The organism is Mesorhizobium prunaredense (assembly GCF_900156895.1).
Classification (GTDB): Bacteria; Pseudomonadota; Alphaproteobacteria; order Rhizobiales; family Rhizobiaceae; genus Mesorhizobium; species Mesorhizobium prunaredense.
The window spans coordinates 14,795-34,536 of the sequence record NZ_FTPD01000013.1 but is presented as its reverse complement, the minus strand read 5'-3'; the positions used below and the strand labels follow the sequence as shown (position 1 = coordinate 34,536).

The window sequence follows — 19,742 nt, the reverse complement described above, 5'->3', positions numbered from 1 at the left end:
CTGTCCAGACGCCAAGCATTCTGCAGCAAGCTTCATCGGGCCGGGCTAAAGCGAATCGGAAAACGGACAGTTGAAAACAAACATCTTCGACATCTCCTGGGCCGGCACGGTTAGCAATCGCATGCGACGGATGCGGCTTATGACCACTTGCCTCGCGCTGGCGCTCGCCATTCCCCAACTCGCCGCGGCCGACGAGTACCGGCTTGGATCCCAGGACAAGCTGACCATCCGCGTGGCCGAATGGCAGACCGTTGAAGGCACGTTCCGCGACTGGACGGCCGTCAACGGAGAATACACGGTCGGCCCGTCTGGAACATTGTCCGTGCCGTTCGCCGGCGAAATGCCGGCATCCGGCAAGACCACATCCGAGATCGCGGCAGCGATCAGCCAGGCGCTCCAGCGCAAGCTCGCTCTGGCCGACCGGCCGGAAGCCTCCGTCGAAATGGCGCAGTACAGGCCGTTCTACATTTCCGGGGAGGTCCAGACGCCGGGCCAGTATCCCTACGTGCCCGGCCTGACCGTCCTGAGGGCGATGAGCATCGCCGGCGGCGTCCGGCGGGCCCCCGAAGGACAGCGGTACGCCCGCGACATAATCAACGCCAAGGGCGAGTTTGACGTTCTCCAGGACCAACGGGTCCGACTGATCGTTCGGCGCGCGCGCATCGAAGCGGAGATCGCCGACAAGCCGACATTCGACGTGCCGAAGGAGCTAGCCGAGGATCCGAAGCTGGCAAGCATCGTTGCCGACGAGATGGCGATCCTGACGGCCGATCAAAAGAACCTCAAACTGCGCCTTCAGGCGCTCGACGATTTGAAGAAGCTTCTGCAGAGCGAGATCGATTCGCTGCAGAAAAAGATCGTCAACCAGCAGCGGCAGGTCGACCTGGCAAAGGGACAGCTCAGCGGCATCGGTTCGCTTGCGCAAAAGGGCCTTGTCGTCAACACTCGGGTTCTGACTTCGCAGCAAACGATCGCCGACCTGGAAGGAAAAATCCTGGATTACGAAACGGCTATCCTCACCGCCAGGCAGTCGATCAGCAAGGCCGACCAGGACGCCATCGACCTGGAGAACACCCAGAATGCGGATCTCGCCACCGGCCGGCAACAAGCAGAAGCCGATCTCAGCGAAACAATGCTCAAGATGAACATGCACACCGGCCTGATGGCCGAAGCCATGTCGGGGAGCCCGGCGCTACAACGCTACCGCGACGGCGAAGAGCCAACGATGTCGTTTGGCCTGGTTCGGGTTGTCGACGGCAAGACCAGCGAAATCGCTGCCAGCGAAGATACGCCCGTGCTGCCCGGGGACGTGATCAAGGTGAAGCTGGTGCCGATGGCAAGCCAGTAGGCATTGGAGCGATCGGCCGATCCGACCGCGCCGTACAGATTCGATCTGCAAGGAGTTCGACCCGGACGAGTTCGACCTTGAACTCGTCGACACTGTGCTCGCTGCCCGACAGGCTAGCCTACCGCCAACTCGGGACGTGAGTAATTACAGCGCAAGAAGATGTTGTGCTTTAGTTGCAACTTGAATCCGAGGAGGACGCGTCATGCACAGTGAAAGGGACGAAATCGTCAGTCGAGAAAGAGAATTTCACAATCTCAGATTCAGTCAGGAGGAGGATCCAAGAGGAAGCCTGGACAAGTGGTATCGAACAATTCGTCACGGCGCTGAACGTCAAGACGAGCAGATAAAACGGCTTTCGAAAAACGCAGACGTGCTCGAGTACGGTTGCTCCGATGGGGGGTGGTCTCTGCATTCCCTGCACCTGCCCGATCTTTGCCGATCTCTGACGGGGATTGATATTTCGGATGTAGCAGTAAACAAGGCGAACGAACGGGCGAGCACGCTTGGAAGCACGAACGCTACATTCCTGGCGATGAATGCGGAAGCCATGTCGTTCGAGGACAACAAGTTCGACCTGGTGTATGGACGCGGGATCATCCATCACCTGGACCTGGACCGGTGTTTTTCCGATGTGGTCCGTGTCCTGAAGCCGAACGGCGTGGCGTCCTTCTACGAGCCGATGGGACACAATCCGCTCCTGAATGCCTACAGAAATCGGACACCCCTCATCCGCACCGCTGATGAACATCCCTTGCTAATTTCGGACTTCGCTTTGGCCCGCCGCTATTTCAGCAATGTCCAGGTGGACTATTTCGGCCTGTGCTCCGTAGGAAGCGCGCTGATGCCGCGAACCATCTCGGAGACCGTCTACAAAGTTGGCAAAGCTGTCGATTCAGTACTTTTGACGCTTCCCTTTGTGAAGCGGTTCGCATGGTATGCGCTCCTGACCCTCAGGGCCTGATCAATAGGCAGCAAACCCAACTCGGGCGAGGCTCGCCTGCTGCCTGTGAGATGAAATGAAATGATTGCTTGGCCTTGGCGCTGTCAGGCGGCGTTTTTGTGCGCGGCACCAAAAATCAGGGTAATATTTTAGCCCTTTGCTTAGCGCCCCGCAGTTTCTGGTTCCGCGAGGTCGGCCGCGGTCCATCGGGGACGGGCGACATGCACCCTGACCAGCCTGAAGTAGCTGTAATACAGGAGGAAGGAGCCCATGATGTAGGGGTTGAAGGTGTCGATCTCAACGAAGGACCGGATGAGCAGAAGCACCATCACGCCGCCAAGAATCACCGACTCGGCTTGCCATGTCCTGAATATCAGGGCCGATATATGGCCCCATAGCGTGCGCACGATGATCAGCGACATCAGCGTCGCCCCGACATAACCTAGCTCGACGAGGGCTTCGATATAGGTGTTGTGGAAGTGGAAGCCGCTTCGGGTGGTGATGTAGAATTCGTTCCAAAGCCGCTCGGCCTCGGCGAACCCCTGCACCCAATAGGCCGCGTAGCCGACGCCGAGGATCGGCGCTTGCTGCGCCGCTTCCCAGCCCTGCTCCCAGAGATAGGTCCGTCCGGTGAGCGTGGAATCCTTTCCGAAGGCGCCAAGGACGAAATCCAGAAGTCCTGCAAAGGCAACCGCGGTGACCACGACCAGCCCGCATGCGCCGACAACGAAAATCACCCGTCGGTAGCGGAGTGGAAGCTTCTTGGCCATGGCAAGCAGAGCCACCAGAGCGAGAACTGCCGGTATCGAAGCCGTCGAGGTGGCGGAATGCGCCATGATCAGCAGATAGGCCGATAGGACGAAGATGGGCGCCGTCAGGATAAAGCTTATCCGGCCGCGCCTGAGAAAGACCAGGAAGACAATGCAAAAATAGATGCCAAGGGAGGCGACAAAGCCGAGCTGGTTCTTGGAGCTGAATGCGCCGACGAAATTGTACGTCCCGTCGAGCATATCATAGGAATATCCCCCGACCTTGAGTGAATAGAGCAGGACGACAAAAATCCCTATCAGTGAGCCTATCGTCAATGTCCGGACGCTGACGGTGCGCGCGGCGATGTAGGCGCAGGCGATATGGGAGCAATACTGGATTGACGTCCTCAACGTGATGCCGGGGGCATCCGACCAGAACACCGAGAGGCAGACATAGAATGCAAACGCCAACGGCAGCCACGCGCTGGAGGCATGTCGCAACAGCCGCCGGTAGTCTACCAGAACCAGGGGAAGCCAGACCGCATAATAGGCCAAGATCAGGATCGGGCCGAAAACCGAGGAGTAGGAGAACGCCCAAATGGAGAGGGCAACAGCAAATGCGCCGTAGACCGTGCTCTTCTCCGGGTCGACCAACAGAGATTTTGGAATCTTCATCTCGGTAGCGAATTCCCGTCCATGCAGTTCAATGCCGATTCGCCGCCGCGCCATGCGCGAACGCTTCTATTGTGCAGTGCAATATAACCCATGCCCCGCAGCGTGTCACCCAAATGAGGCAAAAACAGTCCTAAGGCGCCCCCGGACGGCGGCAAAAGGCCACGACAGACGGTGCGTGCGGCAAGAACCGAACATCCGGCGCAGGGCTGGGCATCGCTTTCGGCGCCGTCAAAAACCATCGCCGCCGCATTTAACGAGAGGCTCGGCATCACCACCGCGCGGAACTGTTTTTGCAGTTCTTTCAGCACCGGACCGAAAAATAGCAGTCGGCATTCGTTGCATCCGTTGCAATGAATGAGGCCCTCCGCGTACGCTATCTCGGGGGCCACCAGACGATGGCCACACCAACAATTGGCAGGCGCTGGTCGTCCCCGATCTGCTGGGTTGGAGCAACGGATGGACAAACCTCGAATCTTCCTGGGCTCGTCGGGGAAGCAGAAAAAACTGCTGCAGGCGCTGACACGCGGTCTTGAAGAGATCGCGCATGTGGAACCCTGGACGACGTCCTTCAATCCGGGGACAACCACCCTGGGGCGCCTCCTCGAGCTTACGCGTGAGGTCGACTTCGCCGCTTTCGTCTTCGCCCAGGACGACTGGACGAGTGTAAGCCTGCCAGCATCATCTGCTCCTGTATCCGCTCAAGCTTCTCCGCGAGACAATGTCGTCTTCGAAGCCGGCCTTTTTGGCGGAGTCCTTGGAATGCGCCGAACGTTTATCCTCCATGCCAACGGTTCCAAGCTTCCAAGCGATCTCCTGGGCCTGACATCCGTGAGGTATGGCGAAGCGACGACCGCCGCGGAGATGAGAGCGGTCAACCAAAAGCTGCGAAAAGCTATTGAAAATGAAGGCCGCGTCGCCCGAATAGAGGGCCTTTGGTGGCAGTTTTCCCTGTCGGAGCGGACCGTAAAGGAACCGTCCGCCGTGAGCCTCCTGCGTATTTCGCGAGACCGCGATGGTGCGTTGGAGTTGGCCGGCCGCTCGTGGCAAGAGAATGGCAGTCTGTCAGCCAGATACTGGAGCGAGGCGGTAAAGGAGAGAAAGGAGCCTGCCGGCATCTTTTACTTTTGGAATGGAGAACGGCCCTTGGATGCGAACGCGTCGCAGTTGTACGGGACGGGAGAGATCCGGCTGGAGTCCGCCGATCGCGCGTCCGGGTACTTTACCACACGCGCCGACACACAGCCAAAACTGAACGCACGCACCTCAGGCGTCTACTTGCGCGCAGAACCGGAGGACTTGAGCATCCTGGACGGGCGCGACAACCAGCGACGAGTGGAGCTGATCGCGGAGCGGCTGAGCCATTGGAAGTCGATCAAGAACGTTTGAACTGTGCGCGTGGAAGTCGCCTTGCAGCGACGGCAGCCCCAGCATCGAATGGACATGTCGTAGCCAAGAGCGGCTCTCAACCGCCGCTCCTGGCCCGCGATGAACCTGTTCGAGGCTCCAGTCCCCGGCTTGACTTCTCCGCCGTTGACTTCACATTCGCCGCCGGCGGTGCCGCCAGCGCCCGTCGGGACGGGCAAATGAGGGAAGACCATATGCCAATGAGTTTTGCGGGTCGGTTTGCCGGACGATCGGCCGTGGTCACTGGTGGTGCCTCAGGCATCGGCCTGGCCGTCGCGCAAAGAATCGTAGAGGAGGGCGGGCGCGTTTGCGTCTGGGATCGCGACTCCACCCAGATCGAGCAGGCCAAGGCTGTCATTGCCGACTTGCACGGCGTGACTGTCGACGTCGCCGATCCCGAAGCGGTCGCACAGGCCGCCCGGCAGACGATCGATGCCCTTGGCGCGGTCGATATCCTGGTCACCAGCGCGGCCATCACCGGACCGAACATGACGACCTGGGACTATTCGGTGGAGGATTGGCGCCGGGTCATCGACATCAACATCAACGGCGTCTTCTTCTGCAACAAGGCGCTGGTACCGCACATGCTCGAGCGCAATTACGGTAGGATCGTCAACATCGCCTCCATCGCCGGCAAGGAGGGAAACCCGAATGCCTCTGCCTACAGCACTTCCAAGGCGGCGGTGATCGGCCTGACCAAGTCGCTGGGCAAGGAACTGGCCAAGACCAAGGTGACGGTGAACTGCGTCACGCCGGCGGCGGTGCGCACCGCGATCTTCCAGCAGATGAGCCAGCAGCACATCGATTTCATGCTGTCGAAGATACCGATGGCGCGGTTCGGCGAGGTCGAGGAGGTGGCGGCGCTGATCTCGTGGATTGCTTCCGAGGAATGCTCCTTCACGACGGCTGCTGTTTTCGACGTTTCCGGCGGCCGGGCAACCTATTGAAGCAAATCGGGCGATCTACCACCAGGGCCGCCGGACTGGAGTTTACGTCGTTTGCTTAGGGTCGAACCTCCACTGTCCGACGAAGAACTGCTCGACCGCTTCCAGCGCGCCGCCTTCGGCTATTTTCTGGAAACCGTGAATCCGGAAAACGGACTGGTCGCCGACACCTCGCGGCCCAATTGGCCGGCAAGCATCGCGGTCGTCGGCTTCGCCTTGTCCTGCTATCCGGTCGGGGTCGAGCGCGGCTGGATAACGCGAGACGCAGCCGTGAAGATGACGCTTGCCGCACTGCGCTTCTTCTGGAACAGCCGGCAAGGCGATGGCGACGACGTCACCGGCCACAAAGGCTTTTACTACCATTTCCTCGACATGCGGACCGGCCTGCGCGCCTGGCGATGCGAGTTGTCGGTGGTTGACACGGCGCTGCTGATGGCCGGCGTGCTCGCGGCTGGCGCCTATTTCACAGGCGACACTGACGACGAAACCGAAATTCGCGAGCTGGCGGAAATGCTCTACCGGCGCGTCGACTGGCGATGGATGCAAGGCAGCAGATCGACCTTGCGACAGGGCTGGAAGCCGAAGAGCGGTTTTCTGCGCTATGGCTGGGAAGGCTACAACGAAGCGACGATCCTTTACGTCCTGGCAATGGCCGCCCCCGACAAGCCAGCCTCGGACGACAGCTATGCCGGCTGGACGGCGACATATCAGTGGGAAAACATCTACGGCTACGACGTGCTCTATGGCGGCCCGCTGTTCATGCACCAATTCTCGCATGCCTGGATTGACTTCGATGGCATCCGGGATGCGTTTATGCGGGACAAGAACTCGGATTATTTCGAAAACAGCCGCCGCGCGACCTACCTTCACCGGGACTACGCGCGGCACAACCCCTCTGGCTATGACGGCTACGGCGAAGCACTTTGGGGACTTTCAGCGGGTGACGGACCCGGCAAATTCCGCGCGCGGATCGAGCGGCGGCCGCGCAAATTTTCCGGCTATGCGGCGCGCGGCGCACCGTTCGGCCCCGATGACGGAACGATCGCTCCGTGGTCGTATCTCGCATCGCTGCCCTTCGCGCCTGAAATCTGCCTGCCGGCGCTGCGCCACCTCAGAGAACGCCACCCTGAGGTGGTCGACAGTTTCAGGATGCCGAGCGGCTTCAACCCGACGCTGGCGAACCGGCGGAAGTTCGGGCCGAGCGGCTGGATATCGGATGCGCATTATGGACTGGACCAAGGCATCGTCGTGCTGATGATCGAAAACCACCGCTCGCGCCTGATCTGGGACCTGATGCGGTCGAGCCCGCATATCCGTCGCGGCCTGTGCAAGGCCGGGTTCAGCGGCGGCTGGCTGTCGCAGCCGGCGAGCACTCCTCGCAAGGACCCCTGCTGAATGACGGCTACTGCCCAGCTGTCGCTGTCGTGTCGGGCACGAAGACGTTCGCCCTTCCCAGCAACTCGCGCTTGCTGGGAAGGCCGTTCGATTTCGTTTGGCTTGATTTACTTAGCCGGCGAACGTGTAAGCGGTCTTTACCGTAGTGTAGAATTCCGCTGCGTAGCGGCCTTGCTCGCGCGGGCCATAGCTCGATCCCTTGCGTCCGCCGAAAGGCACGTGGAAGTCGACGCCCGCCGTCGGCAGATTGACCATCACCATGCCGGCCTCCGAGTTGCGCTTGAAATGCGTGGCGTGCTTGAGGCTCGAGGTGCAGATGCCCGACGTCAGCCCGAACGGCGTGTCGTTGGCTACCGCCAGCGCCTCGTCATAGTCCTTGACGCGGATGACGTTGGCGACCGGCCCAAAAATCTCCTCGCGTGAAATGCGCATGGCGTTGGTGGCTTGCGTGAACAGCGCCGGTTGCAGGTAGAAGCCGCGGGTTTCGCGATCGAGCCGCTCGCCGCCGAAGGCGAGATCGGCGCCTTCCTGGCGGCCAATGGCGATATAGTCTTCGTCCTGTTTCAACTGGCTCTGGTCGACGACGGGTCCGATCTGGGTTTTCGCATCGAGGGCGTCGCCGACAACCAGCTTGGCTAGGCGATCTTTCATCGCATCGACGAAGCGGTCATGGATGCCGTCCGTCACGACCAGGCGGGACGACGCCGTGCAGCGCTGGCCGGTCGAGAAATATGCGCCATTGATCGCGCAGTCGACGGCGACGGCAAGATCTGCATCGTCGAGCACGACGAGCGGGTTCTTGCCGCCCATTTCGAGCTGGTACTTGCGCATGTGCTCGACGCTGGCGGCGGCCACGCGCTTGCCGGTGCCGACCGAGCCGGTGAAGGTGATGGCATTGAGGTCAGGGCTGTCGAGCATGGCCTGGCCGACCACCGAACCCTTGCCCATGACGAGATTGAGCACACCCTTAGGCAGGCCGGCGCGGTGCAATATGTCGACAATGGTCCAGGCGCTCTCCGGAACCAGCTCGGCCGGCTTGAAGACGATGGTGTTGCCGTAGGCCAGGGCAGGAGCGATCTTCCACGCCGGGATGGCGATCGGGAAATTCCACGGTGTGATGATGCCGACGACGCCGACCGCTTCGCGTGTGATCTCGACACCGACCCCGGGCCGCACGCTTGGAACCAGCTCGCCCGACAGGCGCAGCGTCTCACCCGCAAAGAAATCGAAGATCTGGGCGGCCCGCACGGTTTCGCCAATACCCTCGACCAGCGTCTTGCCTTCCTCGCGCGCCAACGCCCGGCCGATTTCATCCTTGCGCGCGGTGATCTCGTCCGACGCCTTCCTCAACACCGCATGGCGTGCCAGCACGCCCGATCGGGACCACGCCGGAAATGCCGCTTTCGCCGCGGCGATGGCCTGCCGCGCCTGCTCGGCGTCGCCCGACGCATATTCACCGACCAAGTCGTCGAGATTGGAAGGGTTGATGTTGCGGGAGCCGGCATCGCCCACCCACTCGCCATCGATGAGGTTCTTTCGAAACGGGATCATGTCGCTGTCTTCCTTGTCGTCCTTCGATTGCCGTCTATCTGGACCACCGGCCGCCACACCGCAAGGCCGCCGGAGGCAAAGTTCTGCTCCTCGACAGGCATGTGCTAAGCAGGTTTCGGAAAAGTGTTCGATGGTTTTCCGATAAAAACCTGCGACAAACAAAAACCCGGCAGGCGAAGCCGCGCAAGCCTGCTTGGGTGTCGAGGTGGTAAACCATGATTCTAGTGCGGTGCGACGCGGATCGCGCCAGGAGGAAGCTGCCATGTCCGACAGCGCGTTGCCGCTGGTGATCAGCGCGCCCGAGCCACGCACGCTCGACCTGATTTTCACGCCCGAGGCACTGGCGAGATTCCGCGCCAGATACCGTATCGTCGAAACGTCGCCAGAAGGCGTCGCGGGCCTGCCACACGATGTGCTCGCCGAGGCGCGCTACATCGTCGGCCAGCCGCCGATCGCGCCGGAGACGCTGGAAAGGATGACGGCGCTGCGCTGTGTCTTCAATGTCGAGAGCAACCTCATCAACAACATGCCGTATGAAACGCTGTTTTCGCGCGGCATTCATGTCGTCACCACGGGCATGGTGTTTGCCGAGCCGGTGGCCGAGTTCGGTCTTGCCATGGCGCTCAACCTCGCCCGCGACATCATCGACGCCGATCTTGCGTTTCGTCAGGGCAAGGAGTTGTGGGGCGGCGAGGGCAACCAGGCGGCGCGGCTTCTCTCCGGCGCGGATGTCGGCATCATCGGCTTCGGCGATCTCGGCCGTGCGCTCAACCGGCTGCTGTCGGGCTTTCGCACGCGGACCAAGGTCTTCGATCCGTGGCTGCCGCCCTCGATCCTGATCGAGAACGGCGTCGAGCCGGCTTCCCTCGATACGGTTTTGTCGAGTAGCGATTTCGTCTTCGTCGTCGCTTCGGTGACCAGCGAAAACCAGGGTTTTCTCGGCACTGAGGCCTTTGCCAGGATGCGCAAAGGAGCCGCCTTCATCCTGCTCAGCCGTGCCGGCGTGGTCGATTTTCCGGCGCTGATGGATGCAGTTCGTAGCGGCCACATCGTCGCCGCCAGCGATGTGTTTCCGCAAGAGCCGCTGGCGCAGGACCATCCTGTCCGCACGCTGCCCGGCTTCCTGCGCTCCGCCCACCGGGCCGGCGCGCTCGACATTGCTTTCAAGCGCATGGGCGACATGGTGCTGGAAGACATGGACCTGATCGACCGCGGCCTGCCGCCAATGCGTTCGAAGCGCGCCGAACGCGAGACCGTTTCGCGCATGCGCTCGAAGCCGGTCGACAAGAACTGAGCCGTCAGGCCCAGCGGCTGCGAGGTTTCTCAGATGGTGAACGACCAGAACAGGCAGGCGAGAGTCGCTGCGGCGAAAACGACAAAGAACAGGCTTCTAAGCAGGATATTGCGGCGCAGCTCGTTCATGAAGAGATGGCAGCCGACGACGGCTACGACAAACAGGAACCGCCAATTCAGCAGTGCCGGCAGGACATTGCTTCGATCGAAAGCCCATCTGGCGGCGAGGCCGCCAATGATGGCCGCGAACAACACGATGACTGTCCAGAAGATCGCGTCCGCAGCATGTGTCAGGACGATGCCGGCGACCCTGATCGGCAGGATCATCATCAGCAGCGCACTGAAGAAGTACACGGCCGCGAGCGGGATAAACGTCCCGGCATCGGCGACGTCGTCCAGGCGTTCTGCGCCGATCGCACCAAAGGGATAGCCATGCCTGGCCACTGCCAGGCTGAGAGCCATCAGCAAAGCCGTCAATATGGCCACCAATGCGAATGAAGTGAGGGCTTTGCTCATAAGGGTCCTGCTCGGAACGAATCGGATAAGGACGTTGGTAGCCCACGGTTTGTAAATTGCTGGTAAGCGCCGAGGCCCGGCGTGACAGAGTTCTCATGCATGTCACGCAAAAGCATGCCCTCGGCCTACCAAACGAGACCCGCTTTAGACGCCCTCACTCTGCCGCGTGAAGGCGTCGCGCCTCGATGATGGTCCTGATCTCGGCGCGGCAGGAGCCGCAATTGGTGCCGGCATGCAGGGTGGCGCCGATCGCTTCGACGCTTACGCAGCCGCCCGCCACCGCTTCGGCGATCTGATTGGCGCCGACCCCGAAACAGGAGCAGACGATGGCGCCACGATCGACGCTGTTGCCGCCCGGCCGCCCCGCCACGATCGCCAGTCGCCCGCGCCGATCGGCATGGTCCGCGCTCAACTGCTCGACCGCCCAGCCGCGCGACACCGCGACCGGCCTGGGCGCAAGATAGAGCGCGCCAGTCAGCCGGCTGCCGGCAAAGCGGGCGAAGCGATAGTGCCCGCCGGCGACATCATGATAGGCGAGCGTCTCGCCTGGCGCGTCCGCCCCGAAAAGCGAAGCCGCGAAATCCGGCCAGTCCCGGTCGGCCTCCAGCGCAAGCTCGAGACGCCAGCCGGCAGCACAGCGGGCGAGGCTCCAATAGTCGGCGTCGATCGAGGCTGGCCGTTCGGCAAGCACCGCGAAGCCGAACGCGACGGCAGTGAAGCGTTCCACCCGGGCGGCAACATTCTTCGAGGCCGGCTGTCCTGAAATCGGATCGGTGATGGGCGCCACCAGCGCATCGACACGAGCCCGCGCGGAAAACTGGTCCGTCCAATGCATCGGCACGAAGACCGAGCCTGGCCGCTGCCGCATCGTTACCAGCGCACGAAGCAGCACCTCGCCATGCTCGGTCGAGACGCTCACGATGTCGGCGTCGCCGATGCCGAAGTGCTGCGCGTCCGCCGGGTGGATTTCGGCGAACGGCTCGGCCAGGTGCTGCGACAGCCGCGGGCTTTTTCCCGTTCGTGTCATGGTGTGCCAGTGGTCGCGGACCCGCCCGGTGTTGAGCACCAGCGGATAATCCGAGCTGGTGCGGGTTTGTGCCGTTGGGCGGATGGCGATGAATTTCGCTCTGCCGTCGGGAGTGTAGAAGCTGCCGTTGGCGAAGAAGCGAATGGGCTGGCGTCCGATCGTGCCGCCTGGGCTCGGCGCTGGCCACTGGAAAGGCACCAGCGCTTCGTAGCCTTCTTCATCGACCCCGGCATACGCGCCGATGTCGAAATCGCGGGCGCCGTCATTCTCGAACGCCGACAGCGCGGCGTGCTCGGCGAAGATATCGGCTGGCGACGGATGCGAAAACGCTTCGTCAAAACCCATCCGCTTGGCGACTTCGGCGATGATCCACCAGTCGGCCCTTGCCTCGCCGGGCGTGGCCAAAAAGGCGCGCTGGCGCGAGATGCGGCGCTCCGAATTGGTGACCGAGCCGTCCTTCTCGCCCCATGCGGCGGCGGGCAGCCGGACGTGGGCGTGGCGGACCGTGTCGGTCTTGGCCAATACGTCCGACACCACGACAAACGGGCAGGCCTTGATCGCCGCCTCGACGGCATCGGCGTCCGGCATCGAGTCGACCGGGTTGGTCGCCATGATCCATAGCGCCTTGATGCGCCCGTCGGCTACCGCCTGAAACATCTCGACCGCCTTCAGGCCGGGCTTTTCGGCGACGGTCGGCGCACTCCAGAAACGCTGCACGCGGTCGCGGTGCTCGGGGTTTTCGATCTCCATATGGGCGGCCAGCATGTTGGCTAGGCCGCCGACCTCCCGACCGCCCATGGCGTTGGGCTGGCCGGTCACCGAAAACGGTCCGGCGCCGGACTTGCCGATGCGGCCGGTGGCGAGATGACAGTTGATGATGGCGTTGACCTTGTCGGTGCCCGAGGACGACTGGTTCACGCCCTGGCTGTAGACGGTCACCGTATTCGCCGTCGCGGCGAACAGGCTGTAGAACCGGACAAGCTCGTCCTCGCCGAGGCCCGTGGCAGCGGCGATGCCGGCAAGGTCGAGCGCGGAGGCGGCAAAGAGGGCTTGCCCGAAGCCGGTTGTGTGCGCCGTGATATAGGCGCGGTCCAGCGCGTTGTGCTGGCCGAGATGGGCGAGCAGCCCTGTGAACAGCGCGACGTCGCCATCCGCCGCGATCGCCAGATGCATGTCGGCAATATCTGATGTCATCGTGCGGCGCGGGTCGACCAGCACCACCTTCATGTCGGGCCGTTTTTCCCGGGCAGCGGCAATGCGCTGGTAGAGCACCGGATGGCACCAGGCGAGATTGGAGCCGACCAGCACGATCAGGTCGGCGAGTTCCAGATCCTCGTAGCTGCCCGGCACCGTGTCAGAGCCGAAGGCGCGGCGGTGGCCGGCAACCGATGAGGCCATGCACAGGCGCGAATTGGTGTCGATATTGGCCGAGCCGATGAAGCCTTTCATCAGCTTGTTGGCGACATAATAGTCCTCGGTCAGCAATTGACCGGAGACGTAGAAGGCGACCGCGTCGCGACCGTGCTCGGCGATGGTCCGCGAGAAGGTCGAGGCGACGAGGTCGAGCGCCTCGTCCCAGTCGGTGCGGCTACCGTGGATCTCCGGATAGAGCAGCCGTCCGTCTAGGTCGATCGTCTCGGCCAACGCCGAGCCCTTGGAACAGAGCCGGCCGAAATTCGCCGGATGGTCAGGGTCGCCGCGAACGGTTACCTCACCGTTCGCGGCGACCTTCGCCAGCACGCCGCAGCCCACCCCGCAATAGGGGCAGGTGGTCCTCACCTCGCGCGCTTCGTCGATCTTCATAATTCAAGCCGCGCGGCTGGCCAGCGCTTCCAGCGCAATGAACAGGCGCTCGCCCTCGATCCGCACCGGAATGGTGCGCACCGCACCTTCGTCAGCGCCAAGCGCCTTGCCGGTTTCCAGCGAGATCACCCAATTGTGCAGAGGACAGGTCACCGCCGCGCCATGGACGATCCCCTGCGAGAGCGGTCCGCCCTTGTGCGGGCAATGGTCCTCGATGGCAAAGACCTGGTCGTCTGCCGTGCGGAAGACGGCGATCTTGCCTTGAGGCGTGGCGACGCAGCGCGCGCCGCGGCGCGGAATGTCTGAGAGCGTGCCTATTGATATCCAGTTCATCATCATCACTCCGCCGCCTGCGCGAAGCCGACCGAAGCCATCGGCCGGAATTCGTGCTTGTCCTTGCCGGAAACGCGTTCCGACCACGGGTCGACCTGAGCGAATTTCTGCGAAAAGACGAAGCGGTCGAAATAGGCCTTGCGCTTCTCGCCATCGTCCATGATCTGGCGCTTGATCTCGGCGATGCCGATGCGCTTGGCCCATTTGTAGATGCGCTCGAGATAGCGGCCCTGCTCGCGATACATCTGCGTAAGCGCCACGATATGCTCCAACGCCTCGTCCTCGGTCTTGACCAGGCCGAGCACCTCGGTGCCCTTGATGTCGAGGCCGGCTGCCCCGGCGAAATGGATCTCGTAGCCTGAATCGACGCAGATCACGCCGACATCCTTGCAGGTTGCCTCGGCGCAGTTCCTCGGGCAGCCCGACACCGCCATCTTGACCTTGGCCGGCGTCCACGAGCCCCACATGAATTTCTCGATGCGGACGCCGAACCCCGTCGAATCCTGCGTCCCGAAGCGGCACCAGTCCGAACCGACGCAGGTCTTTACCGTGCGCAGTCCCTTGGCATAGGCGTGGCCGGAGACGAAGCCGGCCTGGCCGAGATCGGCCCACACCGCCGGCAGATCCTCCTTGCGGATGCCGAGCATGTCGATGCGCTGGCCACCGGTGACCTTGACCATTGGGATTTCGAATTTGTCGACGACATCGGCAATGGCGCGCAGTTCGGCGGCATTGGTGACGCCGCCCCACATGCGCGGCACCACCGAATAGGTGCCGTCCTTCTGGATGTTGGCGTGGACGCGCTCGTTGATGAAGCGCGACTGGTAGTCGTCGGCATACTCGTCCGGCCAATCGCAGACGAGATAGTAATTGAGCGCCGGCCGGCATTTGGCGCAGCCGCAGGAGGTGGTCCATTCCAGTTCCTGCATGACGGCGGGAATGGTCTTCAGGCCCTTGGCCTTGATCAGCCGACGGACCTCATCATGGCCGAGCGTGGTGCAGCCGCACATCGGTTGCACCGCCGCGGGATTGTATTTGTCGCCGATGGTAAGCACCATCAGCTTTTCGACCAGCCCGGTGCAGGAGCCGCAGGAGGCGGACGCCTTGGTGTGAGCGCGCACGTCATCGAGCGAGGTCAGGCTTTTGGCCGTGATCGCGCCAGTGATCTTTCCCTTGCAAACGCCGTTGCAGCCGCAGATTTCCGCATCATCCGGCAAGGCTGCAACGGCCGCCATAGGGTCCAGGGAGGCGCCTCCCTGGTATGACTGGCCGAAGATAAGCGTGTCGCGCATTTCCGATATGTCGGTCTGCTTCTTCTTGAGGTCGTTGAACCAGGCGCCGTCCGCCGTCTCGCCGTAAAGCACGGTGCCGATGATGCGGTCATCCCTGAGCACCAGCCGTTTGTAGATGCCGGCGGCGGCATCGCGCAGCACGATCTCCTGGCGGTCCTCGCCCTCGGCAAAGTCGCCGAGCGAGAACAGCTCGATGCCGGTGACCTTGAGCTTGGTCGGCGTGTCCATATGGACGAAAGCCGCCGCCTCGTTGCCGGCAAGCTGGCTGGCCGCGACGCGCGCCATCTCGTAGAGCGGCGCCACCAGCCCGTAGACCTGTCCGTTGACCTCCGCGCATTCGCCGAGCGCGTAGATATCGGGATCGTTGCTGCGCATGCCGGCGTCGACGACGATGCCGCGGTTGACGGCAATGCCGGCGTCCTTCGCCAGCGCCGCATTCGGCCTGATGCCCACCGCCATGACGACGAGCGTCGCCGGGATGATGGTGCCGTCGGCGAGCTCCACCTGCTCGACCTTGCCCTTGCCCGTGATCGCCTGGGTGTTGGCCTTGGTGATGACCTTGATGCCGCGTTGTTCGACGGCGCGCTGCAGCAGATAGCCGGCGGCCGGATCGAGCTGACGCTCCATCAGCGTCGGCATGACATGCAGCACGGTTACGTCCATGCCTTGCGAGTTCAAGCCCGCTGCCGCCTCCAGCCCGAGCAAACCCCCGCCGATGACCACGGCCTTGGCCCTTGACTGGGCGGCAAGCAGCATGGCCTGGACGTCGTCAAGATCGCGATAGGTGAGCACGCCCGGCAGATCGTGGCCGGGCACCGGAATGATGAACGGCACCGAGCCGGTGGCGATGACGAGCTTGTCATAGGGCTCGGTGACGCCGTGGTCGGAAGTGACGGTCTTCGCCGTCCGGTCGATGGCGACGATCTTGTGGCCCTTGTAGAGGGTGATGCCGTTGGCGATGTACCAGCCGTCGCCATGGATGATGATTTCCTCGAAGGCCTTCTCACCCGACAGCACCGGCGAAAGCATGATGCGGTCGTAATTGACCCGCGGCTCGGCGTTGAAGATGGTGACCTGGTAGCGGCCGGGCGCCTGTTCGAAGAGATGCTCCAGCATCCGCCCGGGCGCCATGCCGTTGCCGATGATGACGAGTTTTTCGGTCATTGAGCTACTCCGCGGCTTCGACGAAGCGGTGGCGTTCGTAGAGGAATTTCAGCACCGCCTCGCGGCAGCGCAGGAAGGTCCGGTCGGAGGACAGCTCAACGCGGCGGCGCGGCCGGGCCAGCGGCACGGCAAGCACCTCGCCGATGGTCGCCGCCGGACCGTTGGTCATCATGACGATGCGGTCGGACAACAGCACCGCTTCGTCGACGTCGTGGGTGATCATGATCGTCGTCGAGCCAAGCCTCGAATGGATATCCATCACCGCGTCCTGCAGATGGGCGCGCGTCAGCGCGTCGAGCGCGCCGAATGGCTCGTCGAGCAGCAGGATCTTCGGCTCCATGGCCAGCGCGCGGGCGATGCCGACGCGCTGCTTCATGCCGCCCGAAATCTCGGCGGGCCGCTTGTCCCTGGCATGCGCCATCTGCACGAGGTCGAGATTGCGCATGATCCAGTCGTGCCGTTCGGCTCGGCTCCTGGTGCGGCCGAACACCTTCGACACCGCCAGGTTGATGTTTTCGTAGACGGTGAGCCATGGCAGCAGGCTGTGGTTCTGGAACACCACGGCGCGTTCAGGACCGGGGCTGTCGACTTCCTTGTTTTCGAGCAGGACCGCGCCGGCGGTCACTTTCGTCAGCCCGGCGATCAGGTTGAGCAAGGTCGACTTGCCGCAGCCGGAATGGCCGATGATCGAGACGAATTCGCCCTTGTCGATGGTCAGCCGGATGTCTTTCAGCACCTCGCTGACCTGCCCGCCGCGGGCGAAGGACTTGTCGATATGGTCGAGTTTCAGATAGGCCGTCATTGCCCTCTCCTCACTTTGCCGTTGTACCGCGGGTGACGAAGGCGCCGACCGCCGCGACCAGGCGGTCGAGGCAAAAGCCGGTGACGCCGATATAGGCGAGCGCAACGATGATGTCGGGCAGCCGCGACGAGTTCCAGGCGTCCCAGATGAAGAAGCCGATGCCGACGCCGCCGGTCAGCATTTCGGCGGCGACGATGGCAAGCCAGGACAGGCCGATGCCGATGCGCAGGCCGGTGAAGATGTAAGGTGCCGCGGCCGGCACCATGATCTTCACGAAGAATTCGAGCTGGTTGAGCCTGAGGATGCGGGAGACGTTGCGATAATCCTCTGGAATGTTGCGGACGCCGACGGCGGTGTTGATGATCACCGGCCAGATTGAGGTGATGAAGATGACGAAGATCGCCGACGGGCTGGAGTCGCGGAAAGCGGCCAGCGACAGCGGCAGCCATGCGAGCGGCGGCACGGTGCGCAGGATCTGGAACACCGGGTCGAGCCCGCGCATCGCCCAGATCGATTGGCCGACCAGAGCGCCGAGCGCGACGCCGACGATTGCAGCCAGGCCGAAGCCGATGGCGACGCGCTGCAGCGAGATCAGCACCCGCCAGGCCAGTCCGATATCCTGCGGACCATAATCGAAGAACGGATGGGCGATCAGATCGTAGGCCTCGTTCCATACCTGGCTAGGCGACGGCAAGCTGGCGTTGGGCGACGAGCAAGCGATCTGCCAGATGACGAGCATGACCACGATGACAACTGCCGGCGGCACCAGCGTGCTCGCCACTTTGCCGGCGATCGCGCCGGGTTCGAAGCGGCGCCTCACCTTGGCGGTGAAAGCTATGACCTCTGCAGGCTTGGCAGGCGTGGGGAACGCCTTCACCTTGGGGTCCTCGATGGCTTGGATAGACATTTCGCAAAAAGCTCCTTGAGCATTGGAGTGACAGGCGGCGCCAAGTGGCGGCGCTGCCGGCGACGTCAGGCCGATGCCTTGATCTTCAGGCTGTCGAGATAGGCGGACGGATTGGCCGGATCGAAGATCTTGCCGTCGAAGAAGGTTTCGACGCCGCGCGATGAAGACGCCGGGATGTCTGCCGCGGCGACGCCGAGATCCTTCGCCGCCTCGCGCCACAGATCTTCGCGGTTGACCTGATCGACCAGCGCCTTGATGTCGGTGGTCGCCGCGAATTTGCCCCAGCGGATGTTTTCGGCGAGGAACCAGCTGTCGTGGCTCTTGAACGGATAGGACACACCGCCTTTCCAGAACTTCATGTAGAGGTCGGTGCCGGTGGCGACGCGGTCATTGCCATAGTTGATGTCGCCCTTGAGGCGGCCGATGATGTCGGCGGTCGGCACGTTCATCCATTGCCGCTTGCCGATGATGGCCGCCATCTCGTCCTTGTTTTCCATGGCTTCGCACCATTGCTGGGCTTCCATGACGGCCATCAGGATCGCCTTGGTGGCGTTCGGGTTCTTGTCGATGAAGGCGGCGCGCAGGCCGAGCGCCTTTTCCGGATGGCCTTTCCAGAGTTCGCCCGTGGTGGCGGCGGTGAAGCCGACGCCCTGATGGACGAGTTGCTCGTTCCACGGCTCGCCGACGCAGAACACGTCCATGTTGCCGACCTTCATGTTGGCGACCATCTGCGGCGGCGGCACGACGATGGTCGAGACATCCTTGTCGGGATCGATGCCGCCGGCAGCCAGCCAGTAGCGCAACCAGAGATCATGGGTGCCGCCCGGGAAGGTCATGGCGGCCTTCACCTCCTTGCCTTCGGCCTTCTTGGCCGCAAAGACCTCCTTCAGCTTGGAGGCGTCGAGGCCGACGCCGGTGCCGGCATATTCCTGCGCGACGGAAATCGCCTGGCAGTCGTAGTTGAGCCGAGCCACGATCGCCATCGGCATCGGCTGGTTGTTCTGCGTCACCTTGCCGGTGTGCATCAGGTAAGGCATCGGCGTCAGGATATGGGCGCCGTCGATGCCGTTGGCTTCGCCGCCGAGCATCAGATTGTCGCGTGTCGCGCCCCAGGAGGCCTGCTTGAGCACCTCGACATCGGGCATGCCGAATTTTTCGAACAGGCCCTTCTCCTTGGCGATCATCAGCGGCGCTGCATCGGTCAGCGCGATGAAGCCGAGCTTGGCGCCAGTGACTTCCGGCGCCGCCGTTGCCGCATAGGCGCCGGACGGCAGCAGCGCGCGCGCCGCCGCCAGCGTTGCCGCAGTGGCCGCGCTCATCATCAGGAAATCGCGGCGGGTGACGCCCGTGAGGACGGATTGGGTTTTGATGCGTTTCGTCATCGTTATCTCCGTTGGGCGCGGCTTGGGATCTGCGCCGTCGATTTGCGTGTTCGACCAAAAACAAAAAAGCTGCCGGCCAGGCCACTGCGTCCGTTGATCCGGATCGCGTGTTGACCTGAGCGGCAGCTTTGCCTGTGGCGCCCGCCATTGGACGCCGTATTCAATGGCCTGAAGGCCTATGGATTACTATGCAGGAACCGTGCCAGTTTAGACTTAC

General features: G+C 62.7%; 16 protein-coding genes. 6 read left to right on the top strand and 10 right to left on the bottom strand.

Going from position 1 to position 19,742, the window contains the following annotated elements; all coding sequences use genetic code 11:
• The first annotated feature begins 139 nt into the window (after nucleotides 1-139).
• On the top strand, nucleotides 140-1,348 hold the full coding sequence (locus tag BQ8794_RS11025; RefSeq protein WP_077377469.1) for a polysaccharide biosynthesis/export family protein: 1,209 nt from the start codon (nucleotides 140-142) through the stop codon (nucleotides 1,346-1,348).
• 202 nt (nucleotides 1,349-1,550) lie between these two features.
• A complete protein-coding gene (locus BQ8794_RS11020; RefSeq protein WP_077376849.1) occupies nucleotides 1,551-2,309 on the top strand; it encodes a class I SAM-dependent methyltransferase in 759 nt (252 codons plus the stop codon).
• Between the two features lie 140 nt (nucleotides 2,310-2,449).
• On the opposite strand, the gene BQ8794_RS11015 is transcribed toward BQ8794_RS11020, so the two are convergent.
• Nucleotides 2,450-3,712, bottom strand: coding sequence for an O-antigen ligase family protein (locus tag BQ8794_RS11015; RefSeq protein ID WP_077377466.1), 1,263 nt, complete (start codon nucleotides 3,710-3,712; stop codon nucleotides 2,450-2,452).
• Nucleotides 3,709-4,101, bottom strand: coding sequence for a hypothetical protein (locus tag BQ8794_RS34615; RefSeq protein ID WP_143744525.1), 393 nt, complete (start codon nucleotides 4,099-4,101; stop codon nucleotides 3,709-3,711). Before BQ8794_RS34615 ends, BQ8794_RS11015 begins: the two co-directional genes overlap by 4 nt.
• 67 nt (nucleotides 4,102-4,168) lie before the next feature.
• On the opposite strand from BQ8794_RS34615, the gene BQ8794_RS11010 reads away from it, so the two are divergent.
• The 3 genes from BQ8794_RS11010 (at nucleotide 4,169) to BQ8794_RS11000 (ending at nucleotide 7,455) form a co-directional block, all read left to right on the top strand.
• Entirely contained in the window at nucleotides 4,169-5,098 is a 930-nt protein-coding gene (locus BQ8794_RS11010) for a TIR domain-containing protein (RefSeq protein WP_077377462.1), read from the top strand.
• Nucleotides 5,099-5,310: 212 nt separating this feature from the next.
• Nucleotides 5,311-6,063 (top strand): SDR family NAD(P)-dependent oxidoreductase, encoded by a 753-nt coding sequence (locus BQ8794_RS11005; protein WP_077376846.1) that lies wholly within the window; start codon nucleotides 5,311-5,313, stop codon nucleotides 6,061-6,063.
• 51 nt (nucleotides 6,064-6,114) lie between these two features.
• Nucleotides 6,115-7,455, top strand: coding sequence for a glucoamylase family protein (locus BQ8794_RS11000; protein WP_077376843.1), 1,341 nt, complete (start codon nucleotides 6,115-6,117; stop codon nucleotides 7,453-7,455).
• Nucleotides 7,456-7,566: 111 nt separating this feature from the next.
• Here the strand turns inward: BQ8794_RS11000 and BQ8794_RS10995 are convergent, their stop codons facing one another.
• Nucleotides 7,567-9,003: an aldehyde dehydrogenase family protein gene (locus BQ8794_RS10995; RefSeq protein ID WP_174654419.1), complete on the bottom strand. Its 1,437-nt coding sequence runs from the start codon at nucleotides 9,001-9,003 to the stop codon at nucleotides 7,567-7,569.
• Nucleotides 9,004-9,268: 265 nt separating this feature from the next.
• Here BQ8794_RS10995 and BQ8794_RS10990 point away from each other — a divergent pair, with 265 nt between their 5' ends.
• On the top strand, nucleotides 9,269-10,300 hold the full coding sequence (locus tag BQ8794_RS10990) for a hydroxyacid dehydrogenase (RefSeq protein ID WP_077376840.1): 1,032 nt from the start codon (nucleotides 9,269-9,271) through the stop codon (nucleotides 10,298-10,300).
• A gap of 29 nt (nucleotides 10,301-10,329) precedes the next feature.
• On the opposite strand, the gene BQ8794_RS10985 is transcribed toward BQ8794_RS10990, so the two are convergent.
• The 7 genes from BQ8794_RS10985 to BQ8794_RS10955 form a co-directional block, all read right to left on the bottom strand.
• A complete protein-coding gene (locus tag BQ8794_RS10985) occupies nucleotides 10,330-10,815 on the bottom strand; it encodes a hypothetical protein (protein ID WP_027151538.1) in 486 nt (161 codons plus the stop codon).
• A 154-nt stretch (nucleotides 10,816-10,969) separates the two neighbouring features.
• On the bottom strand, nucleotides 10,970-13,645 hold the full coding sequence (locus tag BQ8794_RS10980) for a nitrate reductase (protein ID WP_077376837.1): 2,676 nt from the start codon (nucleotides 13,643-13,645) through the stop codon (nucleotides 10,970-10,972).
• Between the two features lie 3 nt (nucleotides 13,646-13,648).
• Nucleotides 13,649-13,984, bottom strand: coding sequence for a nitrite reductase small subunit NirD (gene nirD / locus BQ8794_RS10975; protein WP_174654416.1), 336 nt, complete (start codon nucleotides 13,982-13,984; stop codon nucleotides 13,649-13,651).
• The gene (nirB, locus tag BQ8794_RS10970; protein ID WP_077376834.1) at nucleotides 13,984-16,434 is read right to left on the bottom strand and encodes a nitrite reductase large subunit NirB; all 2,451 of its coding nucleotides are present in this window, start codon (nucleotides 16,432-16,434) and stop codon (nucleotides 13,984-13,986) included. Before nirB ends, nirD begins: the two co-directional genes overlap by 1 nt.
• Nucleotides 16,435-16,438: 4 nt before the next feature.
• Nucleotides 16,439-17,236 (bottom strand): ABC transporter ATP-binding protein, encoded by a 798-nt coding sequence (locus BQ8794_RS10965; RefSeq protein WP_077376831.1) that lies wholly within the window; start codon nucleotides 17,234-17,236, stop codon nucleotides 16,439-16,441.
• 10 nt (nucleotides 17,237-17,246) lie between these two features.
• Nucleotides 17,247-18,143 (bottom strand): nitrate ABC transporter permease, encoded by an 897-nt coding sequence (gene ntrB / locus BQ8794_RS10960; protein WP_077376828.1) that lies wholly within the window; start codon nucleotides 18,141-18,143, stop codon nucleotides 17,247-17,249.
• Between the two features lie 65 nt (nucleotides 18,144-18,208).
• Nucleotides 18,209-19,525, bottom strand: coding sequence for a CmpA/NrtA family ABC transporter substrate-binding protein (locus BQ8794_RS10955; protein WP_077376825.1), 1,317 nt, complete (start codon nucleotides 19,523-19,525; stop codon nucleotides 18,209-18,211).
• Between the last annotated feature and the right edge of the window lie 217 nt (nucleotides 19,526-19,742).

Coding starts and splice junctions, on each gene's coding strand:
- nirB (WP_077376834.1), bottom strand. CDS start 16,434: ATGACCGAAAAACTCGTCATCATCGGCAACGGCATGGCGCCCGGGCGG.
- BQ8794_RS11005 (WP_077376846.1), top strand. CDS start 5,311: ATGCCAATGAGTTTTGCGGGTCGGTTTGCCGGACGATCGGCCGTGGTC.
- BQ8794_RS10965 (WP_077376831.1), bottom strand. CDS start 17,236: ATGACGGCCTATCTGAAACTCGACCATATCGACAAGTCCTTCGCCCGC.
- nirD (WP_174654416.1), bottom strand. CDS start 13,984: ATGATGATGAACTGGATATCAATAGGCACGCTCTCAGACATTCCGCGC.
- BQ8794_RS11010 (WP_077377462.1), top strand. CDS start 4,169: ATGGACAAACCTCGAATCTTCCTGGGCTCGTCGGGGAAGCAGAAAAAA.
- BQ8794_RS10955 (WP_077376825.1), bottom strand. CDS start 19,525: ATGACGAAACGCATCAAAACCCAATCCGTCCTCACGGGCGTCACCCGC.
- BQ8794_RS10990 (WP_077376840.1), top strand. CDS start 9,269: ATGTCCGACAGCGCGTTGCCGCTGGTGATCAGCGCGCCCGAGCCACGC.
- BQ8794_RS11015 (WP_077377466.1), bottom strand. CDS start 3,712: ATGAAGATTCCAAAATCTCTGTTGGTCGACCCGGAGAAGAGCACGGTC.
- BQ8794_RS10985 (WP_027151538.1), bottom strand. CDS start 10,815: ATGAGCAAAGCCCTCACTTCATTCGCATTGGTGGCCATATTGACGGCT.
- BQ8794_RS10980 (WP_077376837.1), bottom strand. CDS start 13,645: ATGAAGATCGACGAAGCGCGCGAGGTGAGGACCACCTGCCCCTATTGC.
- BQ8794_RS11025 (WP_077377469.1), top strand. CDS start 140: ATGACCACTTGCCTCGCGCTGGCGCTCGCCATTCCCCAACTCGCCGCG.
- BQ8794_RS11020 (WP_077376849.1), top strand. CDS start 1,551: ATGCACAGTGAAAGGGACGAAATCGTCAGTCGAGAAAGAGAATTTCAC.
- ntrB (WP_077376828.1), bottom strand. CDS start 18,143: ATGTCTATCCAAGCCATCGAGGACCCCAAGGTGAAGGCGTTCCCCACG.